Here is a 16826-nt window from a genome sequence, read left to right on the forward strand (position 1 = left end):
TCCCGACGCAGGGTGGCGTTGCCTCAGCCGATCCGGTGCCGCGCGACGGCCGCTGCGTCCCACTCGAGGCCGTTGCCAGGTCGTTCTGGCGGTATCGCGTGTCCGTCCACGATGCGCAGGGGCTCCCGCAGGATCGGTGCGGCCCAGTCGACGTACTCGAGCCATTGGGCCGTCGGGGTTGCGGCCAGTAGGTGTGCGCTGGCCTCGGGGAACAGGTGCGACGACACGGGGATGGTCGCGACGTCGGCCAGTGCCGCGGCTGCGATCCACCCGCTGACGCCGCCGATGCGTTCCAGGTCGAACATGACCAGGTCGCCGGCGCCGTGCTGCAGGGCGATCGAGAGGGCGCGGGGGCCCGCGAAGTTCTCTCCGATCTGCACGGGTGTGCGCAGATCGGCGGCCAGCTGGGCGCATGCCGGGAAGGCGTCGTGGCGGACCGGTTCCTCGATCCAACACAGCCCGAGGTCGTCGAGAACCCGACAACGCGCGTGGGCCTCGACGGGGCTGAGCGCCTGGTTGAAGTCCGCCATCAGCGCGACGTCCGGCCCGATCGCGGCGCGGACGGCGCGGGCGGCCGCCAGGTCGTCGTCGGCGGACGGGCGTCCGAGTCGCATCTTGATGGCGCGGAAGCCTTCTCCCACCAGCTCCCGGGCCTCCTCGGCGGCGGCGTCCGGTGCGATGAGGCCCAGACCGTTGCTGTTGTAGGCGGGGGTCGGCCGCAAGGTCGAGCCGAGCATCCGGGCCAGGGGCAGCCCGGCGGCGACGGCCTGCGCGTCCCAGCAGGCGGCGTCGACGCCTGCCATGACGGCGGAGACGAGGCCGCTGGTGCCCAGCAGCCTGAAACGCGCCTCCAGCGCCCGCCGCACGGCCGCAGGGCTTGCCGGGGTCCCGGCCAGGACGGCGTTGACGTCGTGCAGCAGGGCGAGCGACGCGTGCCCCGCGGACTCGAGGTAGCAGAACAGGTAGGTGCGCCCGGTGATGCCCTCCTCCGTCCGCAGGTCGATCAGCAGCAGCGGGGCCTCGGTGATGCGCGCGATGCTCGTCCCGAGCGCCCGGCGCATCGGCACCCGGACCAGGGTGGCGGCGACCGAGTGGACGGTCAGCCCGCCTTCCTCGACCGGACCCGATGCCGTCATGCCGTGCGTCCTTCGCTGTGCACGGCGAGGATGTCGGTGATCGCCCGGTTGCACGGGGTCGGAACGCCGAGGGCCGCGCCACGCTCGACGACGTCGCCGCTGAGCCAGTTGACCTCGAGCCGGTTGCCGCGCTCGAGGTCGTGGTGCATCGACGACGTCATGGTCTCGGCCACGCTGTCGGTGAAGGCGAGCCGCTCGTCGGCGAACTCGGTGGGCAGTGGCACCCCCTGGGCACGCGCGACCTGCACCACCTCGTCCATCACATCGTGCAGGAAGGCGCGGGACCGCGGGTTGCTGCGGATCGGTCCGATGGGCGTGCGTGACGTGCTGGTCGTGCCGGAGAGCCCGACGAGGAAGACGAACTTCTCCCAGATGGTCTGCTCGATCCGGTCGCTGATCTCGACGTCGATCCCGCTGTCGGCGCACGCGTCGTGGAACTGCTGCACGCGGGCCGACGGCGTGCCGTCGTACTCGCCGAAGACCAGCTTCTGCAGGGTGTTGGCGTGGTTGATGACGCCAGGCTCGGCGATCGTGGCGGCGATGTAGCACACCCCACCGAGGACGTGCTGCGCGCCGAGGACGTTGCGCAGGATGTCGTCCTTCGCCACCCCGTTCTGGAACGACACCACGGCTGTCCGGTCGGCGAGCAGCGGCTTGACGAGCATCGCCGACGCTTCGGTGTCCCAGAGCTTCACCCCGAACAGCACCAGGTCGACGGGGTCCAGCTCGGACGGGTCGTCGGTTGCGACGACCTCCGGCAGGTGCACGTCACCCTTCGGGCTCTGCACCCGCAGCCCCTCGGCGCGCAGGGCATCGAGATGGCGTCCCCTGGCGATGAACGCGACGTCGTGACCACCCTCGGCCAGCCGGGCGCCGAAGTAGCCGCCCACCCCACCGGCTCCCATCACCGCGATGCGCATGCGCACTCCCTTATTTGAACGTCCATACAACTTCTGAACACCGTGCGTTCTACCACGGGCCGCATGCGACGTCGAGATTCTTGATCAGCCGTCCTACAATCATCCGATGGGGCGGACGCGTACCTTCGACACCGATGTGGCGCTCGGCGTGGCGCTGGAGACGTTCTGGCGAAGGGGCTTCGAGGCGACGTCGGTTCAGGTCCTGTGTCAGGCCATGGAGGTTCAGCCGGGCAGTGTCTACGCCGCGTTCGGCAGCAAGCGGGACCTCTTCGTGGCGGCCTTGCGCTCCTACGCGGAGACCGTGTCCGCCGAAGCCGTCGAGCGGATCAACGACGCGCCCAGCGGCATGCAAGGCATACGCAGCTACTTCGACCACCTGGTCGACGCCATGGTCGGCGGGCGACGCCGCTGGGGTTGTCTCATCACCAACTCGCTGATCGAGCTGGCCGAGCGGGACCCGGAGCTGGCCGGAATGTTCCAGCAGCATCTGGCCAAGCTTCGGACCAGCTTCGCCGGCGCGCTCGTGCGGGCACGCGCGGAGGGGGAGCTGCGCCCGGGCGCCGGACCGGAAGCGGCCGATCTTCTGGTGGCCGTCGTGCAGGGCATGAATGTGATGACCAAGACCCACCCGGGCCGCAAGGCGCTCCAGGCCGTCGTCGACGCCGCATTGGCGGGCCTGATCGCGGCCTGAGCCATCATGGAGACCCGGCTTCGACACCGTCTGCTACCGAGGTATTACCTGCAGCAGGCCCAACCAGCGGGCCTGTCAGGTAGTGCCATGCTGAGGCGGTGCTGACCACGGCCGGCCGGATCCTGCTGATCGAGGACGACCCGACGATCGGTGAGGTCCTGACTTCGAGCCTCCGGACACACGGCCACGAGGTGCAGTGGGAGCGGGCGGGACACCACGGGCTGGCCCGGGCGGCCGAGACCGAGTTCGACCTCGTCCTGCTCGATCTCGGCCTGCCGGATCTCGACGGCGTGGAGGTGTGCCGGCGACTGCGGATCGCGCAGCCCGACACCGTCCTCGTCATGCTCACGGCCCGCACCACGGAGATGGACGTGGTCGTCGGCCTCGAGGCGGGGGCCGACGACTACCTCACGAAACCGGTTCGGCTGAACGAGCTGCACGCACGGATCCGAGCCCATCTGCGGCGCAGCGCGGCCATACCGGCCGACAGTCCGATGCGGACCCTGGGCGACCTCGTAGTCGACCCGACCGGGCGACGGGTCACGGTCGCCGGTCATGAGCTGCGGCTGCGGGCGAAGGAGTTCGACCTGTTGTCCCGGCTGGCGGCCGAGCCGAGGGCCGCGGTGAGTCGAGAGACGCTGATGGCCGAAGTATGGGACGAGCACTGGTTCGGCTCCACCAAGACCCTTGACGTTCACGTGGCGGCATTACGTCGGAAGATCGCGGAGGTCCCGGGGTCGGCAGGGGCAGGTGCCCCCCGGATCGTCACGCTGCGTGGCTACGGGTACCGGCTGGAACTCCAGACCCCCGAGCCCGGTTCCCGCCCCTCCAGGTAGCTCTTCGTCCCACGGTGCTGAAGATCGATCTCACGACGCCGGCGGCAGCAGCAGGGTGAAGATCGGTGGCGCCGGCTTGGTGAGCTGCAGGCGCCCGCCCTCGGCCTCGGCCAGTCGACGGGCAAGGGCGAGGCCGATGCCGTGCCCGTTCGCCGTGGCGGAACGGCGCGCGAACAGTTCGGGCTCGGGTTCGCTCACGCCGGCGCCTTCGTCGCCGACGTCGACCGCCACCGCGTCGGGCGCCTCCCGGACGCCGACCGAGATGGTGCCGGCGCCGTGGTCGGCGGCGTTGTCGATGAGCACCGTGAGCACTTGGCGGACCGCCGCAGCGGACGCCCGAGGTTGTGGGGCCCGGGGGTCGAAGGTCAGCTGAATGCTGCGGCCCTGCGTCTCCAGGCGGGGGCTCCAGTCCCGCTCGATCGCGCCCAGGATCTCGGCCAGGTCCACCGCTCGCCCATGGTTGGTCGAAGAGCCGCGGGCCAGGCTCAGCAGCTCATCGATCGTCTGTTCCAGGCGGTCGGCGTCGGTGAGACTCGCCGTGATGGCCGTTCGTGGGTCCTGGTCGGGTCGTTCGAGTGCCGCTTCGAGCCGGAGTCGCATGCCGGCCAGAGGTGTGCGCAGCTGGTGTGACGCGTCGGCGGAGAACGCACGTTCCCGAGCGAGCATGTCGTCGAGCCGAAGAGCGGTGTTGTTGAGCGCAGCGCCGACCGCGTCGATCTCCGGGATGTCGTTGGCGCGGGCCCGGACGCTGAAGTCGCCGTGCCCGAGCTGATGCGCCGTGACCGCGAGCTGCTCGAGCGGACGGGCCAGCCGACCGGCCTGACGCCGCGCGATCAACCACACCGCACCGACCGCGATGCCCGCAAGACCGACCATGCCGGCCCAGACCTCCGCGACCTGCGCCAGGACCTTGCTGCGCGGCACCTCGGCCCGGGCCACGCCGATGAAGTCACCGTCGCGCGTCACCGGCACCGCCACGATCAGTTTGCCGTCGCGGCCGGCCGAGGCGACGTCGCCGTCGAGGGCCTCGGCGACCTCAGGGTCGCCGAGGCCGGGACCGGTGCCACCGATTCGCTCACCGTGCTCGTCGTACACGGCCACCTGGGCCGACCCGGTATCGGTATCGGGAAGCCCTTCCAACTGCTCGCCGGGGGCCACATCAGCCGCCACCCCGATCGCCACCTCGTTGGCGGTGCGCTCGAGCCCGCTGCGCTCCTGCGCCAGCGCGTACTGCAGGACGCCGACCGCCAAGGGGATGCCGAACAAGGCGGTCGCCAGCACAGCGGCCCAGACCGCCAGGCCGATGATCCGGGTCCGCACGAGCCCATCTCCATTCTGTTGCCGCACGCGACAACCATGCTGAACAGCGATCAGGATCCTCGCCGCATCCCGCGATGTCACCGCTTCCCATCGCCTGGTGGATGATTTGCCTTCCGCTAACCTGCGGCTTGCAGCCCGACTACCAGCGCCTTCATACGCTGCAGCCATGCTGCAATCGACGAGCCGACGGTCCGCCGTCGTTGTGATGCACCACAGGACGGGCGACGCCGAGCCCGGTGCACGCGAGCCGCTGCTCGGCGACGAGGTTGTCGTCTCGGTCTCCTCCCAGCCGGACGCATCCGCTCTGCGAGAGTGGGACCGGCTGGTGGCAACGACTGTCGGGACCGACGTGGCGCAGACTTCGGCCTGGGCGGGCGTGCGACGGCACGCCGGCTTCACACCGATCTTCGTCCTCGCCCACAGCGCCGGCCGGATGGTCGGTGGCGCTGTGGTCCTGCAGCGCCGGCTGCCCGGGCTCGGTGGGATCGGATACGTGCCCTACGGCCCGGTGACCTTCGTCCACAGCAGCCGCGCCGCAACCGAGGCGGCGCTGTGCAGCGCCTTGACGGACATGGCCCGTCAGCAGCTCCGATCGCTGTTCGTGCAACCGCCCCGCGGCGCCGACACGGCCAGCCGTCGGCTCCTCGAACTCGGCTTCCGCCCGTCCACCGCGGGGATAGCTCCGACCGCGTCGCTCGAGCTCGACCTCTCAGCGCCGCCCGACCTGCTCCGGGCGAGCCTGAGCAGCGGCACCCGCGGCGGTATCAGGCGCGCATCAGCGGGTGGGGTCCGAGTGCGGATGGCTGCCGAGCAGGACCTGCCCGCTGTCGCCGAACTGCTGGCCGAGACCGCTGCACACCACCACTTCACGCCGCAGTCGCTCGCCTACCTGCACGCCCTGTATCAGGAGCTCAACCCCGCCAACCACATCAAGATCTTCCTCGCAGAGCGCGACGGTGTCCCCGTGGCGACGCAGGTGATCACCACCTGCGGCGGTGTCGCCAAACTGCGGTTGACCGGGATGCGCCGCGCCGCCGCTGGGACCGGCGCCCCCGCATTGCTGCAGTGGGAGACGATCCTCGGGGCCAGAGCGAACGGATACAACACGTTCGACTTCGGCGGGATCTCGCCGCCGGCCGTCGACGCCGTTCGAGCGGGACGGTCCGACCTGGCCTCCCGCCTGAACGGCCGCGACTACTTCAAGGCGTCCTTCGGCGGCCAGCCCTTCCGGTACCCGCCCGCGGTCGAGCTGTTCAGCTCGACGGCCGCTCGGGTCGGCTACGACCTCACCCGCCGGTCCAAACTGGGCCGGCAGACCATCCGGCGTGCCCAGAGTCTCCTGCGCACCGGCGGAGTGGCCGGCTGACCGCCGTTCTTATGACGGCCGCCGCGCCGACAACCAGTCCAAGATCGCGTTCGGGCTCGAAGTGATTCACCACGGGATCGAGCCGACGGCCAAATGGTCAGCGCCGAGATCAGATCCGTCAGCCACGCGCCTGGATTCGCCCGGTGGTAACGTTGCCAGTCGCCGCGTCCAGCTGCACCGATCCCTTGAGATATCGCTCACTCGATCAGGCAAGCTTCGCTGCGAACCCAATCGCCCAAGAATGTTGAGGACTGGAGAGTATCGGTGGCGCAGAAGGTCAACGTGATGCTGGTGGACGACCTCAACGGATCACAAGCATCCGACACCGTCACCTTCGGGCTCGACGGACGCACCTATGAGATCGACCTCTCCGAGGCCAACGCGGCCAAGCTGCGTGACACCTTTGCCCCCTACGCGGCCTCGGCCCGCCGAATCGGCGGCCGCCGGGTCCGACGTGCCGCCGCACCGGGAACCACCGCGAACGGCACCACGAACGGGGGGAAGGCCGACACCGCCACGGACCGTGCCCGGACCGCCGCGATCCGCGCATGGGCAAGTGAATCCGGGCTCGACGTGTCCACTCGGGGTCGCATCCCGAACTCCGTCCTCGACGCATACAACAACCGCGACGCTCAGCGGGCCACCAACGAACCGGCTTCGGCTCCGGATCCTCGTCCGAAGGACGCGACCGCGAAGAAGCCGGCCGCCAAGAAGGCATCCGCGACACCCGCACCGACGGCAGCGAAGCCCCCGACCTCAAAGGCAACGGCGCCGAAGAAGCGACGGCCGACCAAGAAGGTCACCGACCCGTTCAACCCCGAAGGGGTCACCTCCTGACCTCGTCCGTCGTCAACCGACGAACGCGCCGTTCGTCGGATCAGGGGCGGATGTGAGCCACTCCTCCACCTGGTCCACCGCGTCGGACATCAGCTCGGGCGGGGCGCCCGAGCCCACCAGGCTCGACCGCGCCAGCTGGGCCAACCGCTCGTCGGGCAGGCCGAGGGTGTCGCGCACCAGCTCGTACTCGGCGAGCAGGCCCGGGCCGAACAGGAGGGGGTCGTCGGCGGCCAGCGAGCAGCGCACCCCGGCGTCGAGCAGCGCGACGAGCGGGTGCTCCTCGATCGAGGGCACCACGGCGAGCATCACGTTGGACGTGGGGCAGACGTCGAGCACCACCTCGTCGGCGGCGAGCCGCTCCACCAGCGCCGGGTCCTCCACCGCCCGCACTCCGTGGCAGATCCGCTGCGCGCCCAGAGCGTTCAGCGCGCCGTAGACGCTCGCGGGCCCGACCAGCTCACCCGCGTGCGGCGCGGAGATCAGCCCGGCGGTGCGGGCGATGCCGAACGCCTCGGCGAACGGCTCCGGCGGGAAGAGCGCCTCGTCGGCGGCGAGCCCGAACGCCACGACCCCCGCCCCGGCGTACTTGGCGGCCAGGGTCGCCAGCTCGACAGCCTGGCCCGGGTCGAAGTCGCGGAGCGCCGAGACGATCCAGCCGCACCCGATGCCGCGGGCGGCGGCCGCCCGCCGCCCCTCGTCGATGACGATCTCCAGCACCTCGTCGACCGGGCCGAGCTGCCCGGCGTAGCGCGACGGGTAGAAATGCGGCTCCACCCAGACCACGCCGTCGTCCGCGGCGTCGTCGACCACCTCCCGGACCACGCGCCGCAGGTGGTCCTCCGTCTCGATGAGCGCCGAGGCCGCCCGGTACCGCAGCCCGAACTCACGGAACGACGTATAACCCCGGACCGGGGGCGTGGGAACTCCTGCTTCGGCCGCCAGCTCGGCGAGCGTCGCCGGGCGCATCGCGCCCTCCAGGTGCAGGTGGAGGTGGGCCTTCGGGAGCTGACGGAGATCGCGGGGCATCAGATGGTCGACCTTCCCTGGAAGACGGCGTCGAGCACGCCTGTGTCGATGATGCGCGAAACCTTCCGGGAGCGGGAGACGCCGGCGGCGGGCACGGCCGCGGCCGGATCAGTACGGGGAGGCACTCCGCGGGGACGCTTCGGCGCGGTGTCGCGGCGTGACGCCGTGCGCGACCTGCGCCCCCCGGACGGCCCCGGATGCGTCGACGTCGCAGGCGAGGGCGCGGTAACCCGGTCCATCCGCTCCCATCTCCGGCAGGAGCGAAACCTCCCGCGGCACGCGTGCACCGCCGTCGCGTACTGGCAGGCGCCCACGTCGAGGTGGTCCGGTGGCGGGACCTACTCGCTCGACAGCCGCTCGGCGATCAGCGGCACGACGGCGTCGAGCGCGAAGTGGATCGACAGCACCGAGTTCGTGGAATAGGCCTTCTGCACGTCCGGGTTCTCGAACACGATGGCCCGACCGGCCTGAACGGCCGGGATCTCGGCGAACAGCGGCGTGGCGTTTACCTCGGCCGCCGTCCGTTGGATCGGGAAGACGACCAGCAGGTCAGCATCGAGCACGGAGAGCCGCTCCTCGGATACCGGGTGCGAGAACCGCACTTCGGGCAGTGACTCGATCCGCGGATTCGGGACGAAGCCGAGCCGCGTCATGAACTCCACCCGTTCGGTGCTGGACGCGTACACGCCCCAGCCGGTTCCGGATCGCGCCGCGACGGTGACCGTTCTGCCGGCGAACTCCGGATGCGCCGCGGCGGCGGCCGCGAACCGCCTTTCGACATCGGCGATCAGCTCCGAGCCCCGCTCCGGGACGCCGAGCGCCGCGGCGACCATCGTGACCTGGTCGGCGAGGGTGGTCTTGTAGTTGTCGGCGCCCGGCGGAAGCGCGATCGTCGGAGCGATCCGGGACAGCAGGTCATATCGCTGCTCGTCACCGGAGCTCTTCGTGTCCAGGATGAGATCCGGCCGCAAGGCGGCCACCTGCTCGTACGAGGGTTCGAGGGTGCCGATGATCGCCGGCGGTGCCGGGTAGCGCCCGGCTGCCCACGGACCGACACCCTCGCCGCCGAAGTCGAGCCAGTCGGCCGCACCGATGGGTTGCACGCCGAGCGCGAGAGCGGTCTCCGCGTCACCCCACCCCATGGCGACGACCCGCGTCGGCGACGCGTCGACGGTGACATCGCCGAACTTGGTGGCGACAGTGACCGGGAAGGCGGCATCCGAGTCCGGACGCTGCTGGCTCGGCTCACCCCTCGCAGTCGCGCTCCCGCCACCACAGGCGGCGAGCAGGACAAGCGCAGCCAGGCATCCGACGAGACAGAGCCACCTCGATTTCATGAGGAAAGGCTAACCATACCGCGGAGCCAAGACGGCCACCGGCTGTTGCGCGATCCGGTCCTCACACGCCTCGGCGTCGTCGGTACTCGTCCGTGTCGCGGCCCAGCGCGACGGCGTGGGCGAGGCGCAGCGTGGTGGCCAGCCACAGCAGGATGTCGTGCAGCCGAAGCCGCGTCGGCTCGGCGTCTCCGGTGAGGACCCTGAGCACCCGTTCGAGCTCGGCGAACACCTCGGCGTTCGCGCGCAACTCCCGCCGCACCACCGCTTCCACCCCGCTGTCACCCTCCTCGAGGTGCGGCATCAGCGCGCGGCGGGTGGTCCGTGTCAGGTGCGGCACTAGGTGGGGACGTTCGTGGTGCAGGATCGCGCTGACGTACGCGGGGTGCCCCCCGCTCCCGAGCCCGATCTCACGCAGCGCCGCACCCACGGTGCCCGGCTCGCCCAGCACCGACAGCTCGACGTCGGGCAGCTCCCACAGCGCCCGAGAAGCGGCACGGTCGGCCGCTGTGTCCGCGAGCGGCCGGACCCGACCCAGCGCCTCGCGCACGTCGTGCCAGGCCTCGCGATCGAGCCGGCCATGGAGCGCCTCACCGATGATCGTGTCGCATCGGGAGGCGCTGGGCGGCCGCGCGTCGAACCGACTCCAACCGAAGGCCGGCAGCATCACCCACCTGCCGCGCGATGCGCCTAGCGAGCGGAAGTACAACGGACGCATGCCGCGCGAGTACCCGAGCAGCGCGGCAACGGCGGTGTCGAACGGCATCGGGTCAGGACCGGCGCTCGGCAGCCGCAGCACTGACGTCTCGCTCCCGGAAGCCACTCGACCAGTCTCCATCGGCGAGATCATCCGCTGCCACCGGCCAAGCCGGTACCGACGTCCTGCTGCGCCTCCACATCAACGGCGTTCACCGTATTGCTCGCCGGCCTCGGGTGGCTCCTGCTGGACCCGACCACCGACGGGTTCTCCGCCACGCCGCTCGGCGCGTTCCTACTGATCGGCCTCGGCCTCGGACTCGCCGGCGGCATCTCCTTCACCACCGCCTTCCTCGGCGAGTGCGTACTCGTCCTGATCGCCATCGCGATCGCACTCGTCGCGGCCGACGGAGACTCCACCTTCCTGGTGCAGGAACTCCACCAATGCCGAGTTGACCTCGGCCGGGCGGTCTTCGTGGACGGGGTGCCCGGACTGCGTCACCTCGATCATCTTTTCCGATCTTCGTTGGATCGCGCTCAACCGAGTTGGTACGCCACCGTGACGGCCAGCGTTGCCGTGACCAGCGCGAGAGCAGGCAGGACAGCGCTGAATTGGCGATCACCCACACGCAGATGCGCGACGACAGCCCCGATGAAGAACAGCACCAGTCCGCTGGCCGCCGCCAAACCGATCGGGGGGAAGGCGAAACCTGCGATCAGCCCCAGTGCGCCGGCACCCTGAAGGGTGCCCAGCGGGACCATCCAGGACTCCGGCACCTGAACCTGCCTTGCCGCGGCGACCGGGATCGGGTGATGCGTGTAGTTCATCCATGTTCCGGCTGCGGCGGCGAGCGCGGTGACCGAGGTCAGGATGGCGTAGACGACGAACACAGGGGTGACTCCTTCCTGGGGCAGGCCGTGCTCATCCAGTGTTGGATCTCCCGGCGTTGCCGGTCCAATACCTGCGTCCATAACCTGATGGAATGGATGTCGACACCCGGCTGCTGCGCTACTTCGCGGCCGTCGCCGAGGAGGGGAATCTGACCCTGGCGGCAGAACGGTTGTACGTCTCGCAGCCGGCCCTCACCAAGCAGGTCAGGCGGCTCGAGACGCTGCTCGGTGTCCGCCTGTTCACTCGTTCACACGCGGGGATGTCCCTGACCGAAGCCGGGCGCACCCTCGCCCGTTCGGTGCCTTCACTGCTTGCCGATTGGCAGCGCGCGGTCGCCGAGACGAAGGCCGCGGCGGCCCGGGAGACCCGTGTGCTGCGCGTCGGGTTCCTCGCCAGCGCCGCCAACGAGGAGACCCAGAAGATCATCGCGGGGTTCGGCGAGCGCCGGCCCGGCTGGCGAGTCGATATGCGGCAGAGTTCCTGGTCGGATCCCACGGCAGGCCTGTCCACGGGCAGCGTGGACGTCGCCCTGTTGCGGTTGCCGTTCCCGGGTCAGGACTCCTGGCGGGTGGAGGTGCTGCTGACCGAGCCCCGCTGCGTCGTCCTGCCCAGCACACACCGCCTCGCCGATCGGATCGAGATCGCTTTCCACGAGTTGCGGGACGAACCGTTCGTCGCCGCCCCGGACGCAACCGGCCCGTGGCGCGACTACTGGCTGGCCGTCGAGGAGCGGCAGGGCGACCCGCCCCGGATCGGTGCCGTCACCGAGCATCCCGACGACTGGCTCAACGCGATCGCCAACGGATACGGCGTCGCCCTGGCCCCTGAATCCAGCGCCCGCTTCTACCACCGTCCCGGTGTGGTCTTCGTGCCGGTGATCGACGTCAGCCCCAGCCGGGTGGGGATCGTCTGGAACCCCGCCGACGACGACAAGCCGACCGTCCAGGACTTCGTCCTGAGCTGCCTGCGCTTCAAGCAGTCGTGACGGACCTCTGATGAGGAGGTCGTCCCGACCTGGTCCGACCACCGGGTGGTGATTCTCGACCGGGGGTGGCGGTGGAGTGCCTGGCCGCCTATTTGTAGGCGATCGCTGCCGATGCGGGCCCTGCCAGGGGAACGACCTCCACCGAGCGGAAGCCGACCTGCTCGCACCACCCGCGATAGTCGGCGCCGGTGAAGTCGAAGGCGTCGCCGAACTCGATGAGCATGTTCAGCGACATCATCAGTCCGAAGACGTTCTCGCGGCGGTCGTCGTCGATGATGTTCTCGACGGCGACCAGCGCGCCGCCCGGCGGCAGAGCCCGGTACGCCGCGCGGATGAGGTGCAGCTTCCGATCGAGGTTCCAGTCGTGCAGGATCATGCCCATCACGATGACGTCCGCCTCGGGCAGCGGGTCGACAAGGAAGTCGCCGGACGCGGCGGTCACCCGGTCCGCGACGCCGGCGGCCCCGATGGACCGGCGAGCGATGGGCTCCACCGCCGGTAGGTCGAAGCTGGTGCAGCGCAGGTGCGGATGGTGCTGCGCCAGGATGATCGAGAGCTGCCCGGTGGCGCCGCCGACGTCGCAGACGGTCTGGTAGCGGGACAGGTCGAGCTTCTCGGCCAGCGCGTGGAAGTTGCCGGCCGAGATGCCGGACATGGCGTTCATGAACTGTTCGAGGCGGGCGGGGTCGGCGTAGAGCTCGTCGAACACCGGCCGCCCGGTGTGTTTGATCTCGTTCTGCGGGCGGCCGGTCCGCAGCGCCTCGGTCAGGTCCCCCCAGAAGCCGTACAGCCGGGCGTTGCTCATCTCCAGGAATCCGCCGATGTACCGCGGGCTCTTTGCGTCGAGGAACGCTGCGGTCTCGGCGGTGTTCCGGTACGACGCAGCCGCTCCCGAGCCGTCCCGCTCGAGCAGGCGCAGCGCGACGAGGCCGTCGAGGAAGTCGGCCACGGCCCGGGAACGCAGGTCCAGCGCGTCGGCCAGTTCGTCGGCAGTGCCGGCACCGGTGCCCAGTGCGGTGAACAGGCCGAGCTCGACCGCGGTCAGCAGCGTCTTGGACGGCCAGAACCCCATCCCGACCTGCATGATCAGTGACGGGTCGGGGACGTCGACCGGCCCGTGCTCCTCGGTCACCGTCCTGGCGGCAGCCTCAGTCATTCGTTCCTCCCTGCTGCCGAACGACCGCGGCGGCGGTGGCCAGCGGCTGCCCGTCCAGCGACACCAGCCACGTCCCGCAGGCGCAGCGGGCATAGGCCACCGTGCCCGCAGACGTCTGGTGCGTGGACCGCAGCCGCCGACCCCATGGCGTGCGGTGGTCGCAGGCAACGCGCGGGACGGGCCACGGCGCGGCGGGGAGAACGGTGGAGGTGCTCATGTCGGTGTCCTTCCGGATGGTGGGGGTGTCAGACGAGGGCGGCGCGGCGCAGGGCCACCGCGGCGAGGTGCTCGAGCTGTGCGGGGTCCGCGGCGCAGGGCAGGACCATGACCTCGTCGGCGCCGGCGGCCGCGAAGCCCGCCAGCCGCTCGTGCACCTGGGCCTCGGAGGTGGCCGCGGTTCCGACGATGTAGCGGGCGATGTCGCGGCCGAGCCAGTCGTAGTAGCCGCCGACGGCCTGCTCGACCACCTGCGGCGCGTCGTCGCCGAGCGCGGCGTAGAAGACGGCCATGGTCGCGGGAGCGCCGGCGCGGCCGGCCGCGGTCCAGCAGCCGCGCACGACCTCGACGCCGGCGGCGAAGTCGGCCGGGGTGCCGACCATCATCGTCCAGCCGTCGCCGTGCCGGGCGGTGCGCGGGCCGGCGTGCCGGGCGGCGCCGCCCACCAACACCCGGGGCCCGCCGGGACGGGCGGGTGCCGGGCCGATGTCGGTGCCCCGCCAGATCCGGCGCAGCTCGCCGAGCTGGGCGTCGAGCATCCGGCCCCGCCCGCGGGTCGGCAGCCCGCAGGCGACGAAGTCGTCGTCACGGCCGCCCAGGGCGAGGCCGAGGGTCAGCCGCCCGCCGCTGGCCCGGTCCAGGCTCGCGGCCTGCTTGGCCAGCATCCCGGTGTTGCGCAGCGGGGCGATCACCACGTTGGTCACCAGCTCGATGCGCTCGGTGACCGCGGCGGCCATCGCGAGGGCCAGCAGCGGCTCGTAGCTGTCGTAGACCACGCGGTCGATCACCCCGAGGGAGTCGAAACCGAGCTCCTCGGCGCGTTGCGCCCAGCCGACCAGCCGGTGGCCCTCGGTGCCGGGGATGACGTTGGGCAGGCCGATGCCGATCTTCATGACGTGCTCCAGCCGTCGTCGGGTGGTTGCGGTGACGACCATGGCGGCACCCCGGCGCCGTTCCCATCCCGCGAGACGCCGGTCCTCCCGGCGGTGACCCCCTACAGCCGGGGGGGTTGTCCGCGCGGTGACCTGGCCCGACCATCGACACGGGCACACCGGCCGGTGCGGCCCGCGACCCGGACGAGGACGGCTCGATGGCGGTAACCGCGAGTACCGAACGCCAGGTGGAGGCGCTCGTCGCGAGCTGCGCCGCGCCGGGCGACAGCACCGAGCTGTTCGAGTCCGTATCCCGCCGGCTGCGCCGGATGGTGCCCTTCGACGGGGCGGCCTGGTTCGCCACCGACCCGGTGACGGCGTTGGCGACCTGCCCCGTGCGCATCGAGAACGTCGAGGCCGGGCACTGCGAGTCCTACTGGGACCGCGAGTTCCTGGTCGAGGACTCGCTGCTGTTCCGCGACCTGGCCCGCGGTGCCCGGGGTGCGGGCACCCTGTTCGCGGCCACGGACGGCCATCCCGCCCGCAGCGCCCGCTACCGGGAGTTCCTCGCCCCGCAGGGCTACGGAGACGAGCTACGCGCGGTGTTCCGGCTCGGTAACAGCATCTGGGGCGTGCTCGACGTGTTCCGCGAGAGCGGCCGTGAGCCCTTCTCCGAACGCGAGGTCGACCTCATCGCGGGCATGGGCCCGGCGTTGGCGGCCGCGCTGCGGGCCCGGGCGCTGACGGAGCCGACTCCGGGTGCGGCGCACGACGTCGACGGGCCCGGCACCGCGCTGTTCGACGCCGCCGGGACCCTGTGCTCGTTCGACGAGCAGGCGGACCACTGGTTCACCGAGCTGGCCGGCCCCGGCTGGTACGGCGACGAGCTGCCCACGCAGCTCGCCATCGTCACCGCCGTCCTCGCCCGGGCCCACGCAGTGGCCGCAGGACGCGACCGCGGGCCCACGTCGGCCCGACTGCGCTCGGCGTCCGGACGCTGGCTCGCCGTGCACGCGTCGTGCCTGCGGACCCCCGGCGACGAGCCCGGTCCCGTGGCGGTGGTCGTCGAACCGGCGAAGTCGGCGCAGATCGCACCGATCATCGTCGAGGCGTACCGCCTGACGCCCCGCGAGCAGCAGATCACCCAGGCGGTGGCCCGCGGGATGTCGAACCCGGAGATCGCCGCGGATCTGCACCTGTCCACGCACACCGTGCGCGATCACCTCAAGGCGGTCTTCGGCAAGGTCGGTGTCGGCAGCCGCGGCGAGCTGGTGGCCAAGCTGTTCGCCGAGCACTACCGGCCGTCCTTGCACGCGCCCGGGGCGCCGGTCACGCACGTGCAGTACTGATCCGCGCCACCGTGTGTTCGGGTGAGTGTCAGGCGCACCTAGAGCGCACGCTCACTTACCCCGGGCAGCGGTGCGCCGTTAGAACGGGGGCACCATCACACCCGATGGGCGCCCGAGCACGGCCCGGCGCCCTCCGAGGGGGCACCGATGTCCACCACCGAGGCCGACACACCCACCATCCACATCCTCTGGATCAACGCCGGCCTCAGCTGCGACGGTGACTCGGTCGCCCTCACGGCGGCGACCCAGCCGAGCATCGAGGAGATCGCGCTCGGGGCCCTTCCGGGACTGCCGAAGGTCGCGGTGCACTGGCCTCTGATCGACTTCGACAACGGACCGGTCGGCGGGAACAACGACTTCATCGAGTGGTTCTTCAAAGCCGAGCGCGGTGAGCTGGAACCGTTCGTACTGGTCGTCGAGGGCTCGATCCCCAACGAGAAGATCAAGCCCGAGGGCTACTGGTGCGGGTTCGGCAACGACCCGGAGACGGGCCAGCCCATGACCACGAGCGAGTGGCTGGATCGGCTCGCTCCCAAGGCGCTCGCCGTGCTGGCGGTGGGCACGTGCGCCACCTACGGCGGCATCCACGCGATGGCCGGCAACCCGACCGGCGCGATGGGGGTGGCCGACTACCTCGGCTGGAACTTCAAGACCCCGGCCGGGCTGCCGATCGTCAACGTGCCCGGCTGCCCGGTGCACCCGGACAACCTCTCGGAGACGATCCTCTACCTGCTCTACCAGGCCGCAGGTTCGGCTCCGATGATCCCGCTGGACGAGGCCCTGCGCCCGACGTGGCTGTTCGGCCAGACCGTGCACGAAGGGTGCGACCGCGGCGGCTACTACGAGCAGGGCCAGTTCGCCGGCGAGTACGGCTCGCCGCAGTGCCTGGTGAAGCTGGGCTGCTGGGGTCCGGTCGTGAAGTGCAACGTGCCGAAGCGCGGCTGGATCAACGGCGTCGGCGGGTGCCCGAACGTCGGAGGGATCTGCATCGGGTGCACGATGCCGGGCTTCCCGGACAAGTTCATGCCGTTCATGGACGCGCCGCCCGGGAGCCGCGTCTCCGGCGCGGCCAGCGGTCTCTACGGCGGCATCATCCGCCGGTTGCGTGGAATCACCGAACGCAAGCTCGACAAGGAACCGAACTGGCGGCACGGCGGCCGCGAGCTGACCACGGGATTCCGGAAGTCCTGGTGA

Annotated in this window: 19 protein-coding genes; 8 read left to right on the plus strand and 11 right to left on the minus strand. The window is 70.8% G+C overall.

From position 1 onward, the window contains the following. Positions 1-23 precede the first annotated feature (23 nt). Positions 24-1136, minus strand: a complete 1113-nt coding sequence (locus ACU436_RS39290) for an enolase C-terminal domain-like protein (protein ID WP_459032219.1) — start codon at positions 1134-1136, stop codon at positions 24-26. Beyond that, on the minus strand, positions 1133-2056 hold the full coding sequence (locus tag ACU436_RS39295; RefSeq protein WP_459032220.1) for a ketopantoate reductase family protein: 924 nt from the start codon (positions 2054-2056) through the stop codon (positions 1133-1135). Before ACU436_RS39295 ends, ACU436_RS39290 begins: the two co-directional genes overlap by 4 nt. Positions 2057-2162: 106 nt before the next feature. Between ACU436_RS39295 and ACU436_RS39300 the strand changes: the two genes are divergently transcribed. Next, positions 2163-2747: a TetR/AcrR family transcriptional regulator gene (locus tag ACU436_RS39300; protein ID WP_459032221.1), complete on the plus strand. Its 585-nt coding sequence runs from the start codon at positions 2163-2165 to the stop codon at positions 2745-2747. A gap of 98 nt (positions 2748-2845) precedes the next feature. Beyond that, on the plus strand, positions 2846-3583 hold the full coding sequence (locus ACU436_RS39305; RefSeq protein ID WP_459032223.1) for a response regulator transcription factor: 738 nt from the start codon (positions 2846-2848) through the stop codon (positions 3581-3583). 30 nt (positions 3584-3613) lie between these two features. Here the strand turns inward: ACU436_RS39305 and ACU436_RS39310 are convergent, their stop codons facing one another. Next, positions 3614-5071 carry a sensor histidine kinase gene (locus ACU436_RS39310; RefSeq protein ID WP_459032224.1) on the minus strand — a complete coding sequence of 486 codons (1458 nt, stop codon included), beginning with the start codon at positions 5069-5071 and terminating at the stop codon, positions 3614-3616. Between ACU436_RS39310 and ACU436_RS39315 the strand changes: the two genes are divergently transcribed. Together ACU436_RS39315 and ACU436_RS39320 are read left to right on the plus strand one after the other, a co-directional pair. Continuing rightward, positions 5001-6269, plus strand: coding sequence for a lipid II:glycine glycyltransferase FemX (locus ACU436_RS39315; protein WP_459032225.1), 1269 nt, complete (start codon positions 5001-5003; stop codon positions 6267-6269). The two genes, ACU436_RS39310 and ACU436_RS39315, sit on opposite strands and share 71 nt — an antisense overlap. A 264-nt stretch (positions 6270-6533) precedes the next feature. Further along, positions 6534-7106 carry a histone-like nucleoid-structuring protein Lsr2 gene (locus ACU436_RS39320; RefSeq protein ID WP_459032226.1) on the plus strand — a complete coding sequence of 191 codons (573 nt, stop codon included), beginning with the start codon at positions 6534-6536 and terminating at the stop codon, positions 7104-7106. 12 nt (positions 7107-7118) lie between these two features. Here ACU436_RS39320 and add read toward each other — a convergent pair whose 3' ends face one another. Continuing rightward, positions 7119-8132: an adenosine deaminase gene (gene add, locus ACU436_RS39325; protein ID WP_459032227.1), complete on the minus strand. Its 1014-nt coding sequence runs from the start codon at positions 8130-8132 to the stop codon at positions 7119-7121. Between the two features lie 51 nt (positions 8133-8183). Between add and ACU436_RS39330 the strand changes: the two genes are divergently transcribed. After that, positions 8184-8555 carry an SIP domain-containing protein gene (locus ACU436_RS39330; protein WP_459032287.1) on the plus strand — a complete coding sequence of 124 codons (372 nt, stop codon included), beginning with the start codon at positions 8184-8186 and terminating at the stop codon, positions 8553-8555. Here the strand turns inward: ACU436_RS39330 and ACU436_RS39335 are convergent. The 4 genes from ACU436_RS39335 to ACU436_RS39350 all read right to left on the minus strand — a co-directional run bounded on the left by ACU436_RS39335 (position 8471) and on the right by ACU436_RS39350 (position 11053). Next, positions 8471-9469, minus strand: a complete 999-nt coding sequence (locus tag ACU436_RS39335) for an iron-siderophore ABC transporter substrate-binding protein (RefSeq protein WP_459032228.1) — start codon at positions 9467-9469, stop codon at positions 8471-8473. The two genes, ACU436_RS39330 and ACU436_RS39335, sit on opposite strands and share 85 nt — an antisense overlap. A 61-nt stretch (positions 9470-9530) precedes the next feature. Continuing rightward, positions 9531-10304, minus strand: coding sequence for a hypothetical protein (locus ACU436_RS39340; RefSeq protein WP_459032229.1), 774 nt, complete (start codon positions 10302-10304; stop codon positions 9531-9533). Between the two features lie 153 nt (positions 10305-10457). Then, the gene (locus tag ACU436_RS39345; protein ID WP_459032230.1) at positions 10458-10673 is read right to left on the minus strand and encodes a hypothetical protein; all 216 of its coding nucleotides are present in this window, start codon (positions 10671-10673) and stop codon (positions 10458-10460) included. Between the two features lie 26 nt (positions 10674-10699). Next, positions 10700-11053, minus strand: a complete 354-nt coding sequence (locus ACU436_RS39350; protein WP_459032231.1) for a DoxX family protein — start codon at positions 11051-11053, stop codon at positions 10700-10702. Between the two features lie 92 nt (positions 11054-11145). Between ACU436_RS39350 and ACU436_RS39355 the strand changes: the two genes are divergently transcribed. Then, positions 11146-12039, plus strand: a complete 894-nt coding sequence (locus tag ACU436_RS39355) for a LysR family transcriptional regulator (RefSeq protein ID WP_459032232.1) — start codon at positions 11146-11148, stop codon at positions 12037-12039. A gap of 88 nt (positions 12040-12127) precedes the next feature. Here the strand turns inward: ACU436_RS39355 and ACU436_RS39360 are convergent, their stop codons facing one another. Genes ACU436_RS39360 through ACU436_RS39370 form a run of 3 tightly spaced genes read right to left on the minus strand, consistent with a single transcriptional unit; the run spans position 12128 to position 14346 of the window. Then, positions 12128-13195: a methyltransferase gene (locus ACU436_RS39360; protein WP_459032233.1), complete on the minus strand. Its 1068-nt coding sequence runs from the start codon at positions 13193-13195 to the stop codon at positions 12128-12130. Beyond that, on the minus strand, positions 13188-13412 hold the full coding sequence (locus tag ACU436_RS39365; RefSeq protein ID WP_459032234.1) for a hypothetical protein: 225 nt from the start codon (positions 13410-13412) through the stop codon (positions 13188-13190). Before ACU436_RS39365 ends, ACU436_RS39360 begins: the two co-directional genes overlap by 8 nt. A gap of 28 nt (positions 13413-13440) precedes the next feature. Then, positions 13441-14346, minus strand: a complete 906-nt coding sequence (locus ACU436_RS39370) for an LLM class flavin-dependent oxidoreductase (protein WP_459032235.1) — start codon at positions 14344-14346, stop codon at positions 13441-13443. Between the two features lie 155 nt (positions 14347-14501). Between ACU436_RS39370 and ACU436_RS39375 the strand changes: the two genes are divergently transcribed. After that, on the plus strand, positions 14502-15632 hold the full coding sequence (locus ACU436_RS39375; protein ID WP_459032236.1) for a helix-turn-helix transcriptional regulator: 1131 nt from the start codon (positions 14502-14504) through the stop codon (positions 15630-15632). A gap of 147 nt (positions 15633-15779) precedes the next feature. Further along, positions 15780-16826, plus strand: coding sequence for an NADH-quinone oxidoreductase subunit B family protein (locus ACU436_RS39380; RefSeq protein ID WP_459032237.1), 1047 nt, complete (start codon positions 15780-15782; stop codon positions 16824-16826).

It is taken from the genome of Pseudonocardia wallangbongensis (assembly GCF_054486945.1).

Excerpts from the sequence above, each read along its gene's own strand:
- ACU436_RS39310 (WP_459032224.1), bottom strand. The coding sequence starts at position 5,071 with ATGGCTGCAGCGTATGAAGGCGCTGGTAGTCGGGCTGCAAGCCGCAGG.
- ACU436_RS39355 (WP_459032232.1), top strand. The coding sequence starts at position 11,146 with ATGGATGTCGACACCCGGCTGCTGCGCTACTTCGCGGCCGTCGCCGAG.
- ACU436_RS39335 (WP_459032228.1), bottom strand. The coding sequence starts at position 9,469 with ATGAAATCGAGGTGGCTCTGTCTCGTCGGATGCCTGGCTGCGCTTGTC.
- ACU436_RS39375 (WP_459032236.1), top strand. The coding sequence starts at position 14,502 with ATGGCGGTAACCGCGAGTACCGAACGCCAGGTGGAGGCGCTCGTCGCG.
- ACU436_RS39360 (WP_459032233.1), bottom strand. The coding sequence starts at position 13,195 with ATGACTGAGGCTGCCGCCAGGACGGTGACCGAGGAGCACGGGCCGGTC.
- ACU436_RS39295 (WP_459032220.1), bottom strand. The coding sequence starts at position 2,056 with ATGCGCATCGCGGTGATGGGAGCCGGTGGGGTGGGCGGCTACTTCGGC.
- ACU436_RS39345 (WP_459032230.1), bottom strand. The coding sequence starts at position 10,673 with ATGATCGAGGTGACGCAGTCCGGGCACCCCGTCCACGAAGACCGCCCG.
- ACU436_RS39300 (WP_459032221.1), top strand. The coding sequence starts at position 2,163 with ATGGGGCGGACGCGTACCTTCGACACCGATGTGGCGCTCGGCGTGGCG.
- ACU436_RS39330 (WP_459032287.1), top strand. The coding sequence starts at position 8,184 with ATGCGCGAAACCTTCCGGGAGCGGGAGACGCCGGCGGCGGGCACGGCC.
- add (WP_459032227.1), bottom strand. The coding sequence starts at position 8,132 with ATGCCCCGCGATCTCCGTCAGCTCCCGAAGGCCCACCTCCACCTGCAC.
- ACU436_RS39365 (WP_459032234.1), bottom strand. The coding sequence starts at position 13,412 with ATGAGCACCTCCACCGTTCTCCCCGCCGCGCCGTGGCCCGTCCCGCGC.
- ACU436_RS39290 (WP_459032219.1), bottom strand. The coding sequence starts at position 1,136 with ATGACGGCATCGGGTCCGGTCGAGGAAGGCGGGCTGACCGTCCACTCG.
- ACU436_RS39380 (WP_459032237.1), top strand. The coding sequence starts at position 15,780 with ATGTCCACCACCGAGGCCGACACACCCACCATCCACATCCTCTGGATC.
- ACU436_RS39370 (WP_459032235.1), bottom strand. The coding sequence starts at position 14,346 with ATGGTCGTCACCGCAACCACCCGACGACGGCTGGAGCACGTCATGAAG.
- ACU436_RS39340 (WP_459032229.1), bottom strand. The coding sequence starts at position 10,304 with ATGGAGACTGGTCGAGTGGCTTCCGGGAGCGAGACGTCAGTGCTGCGG.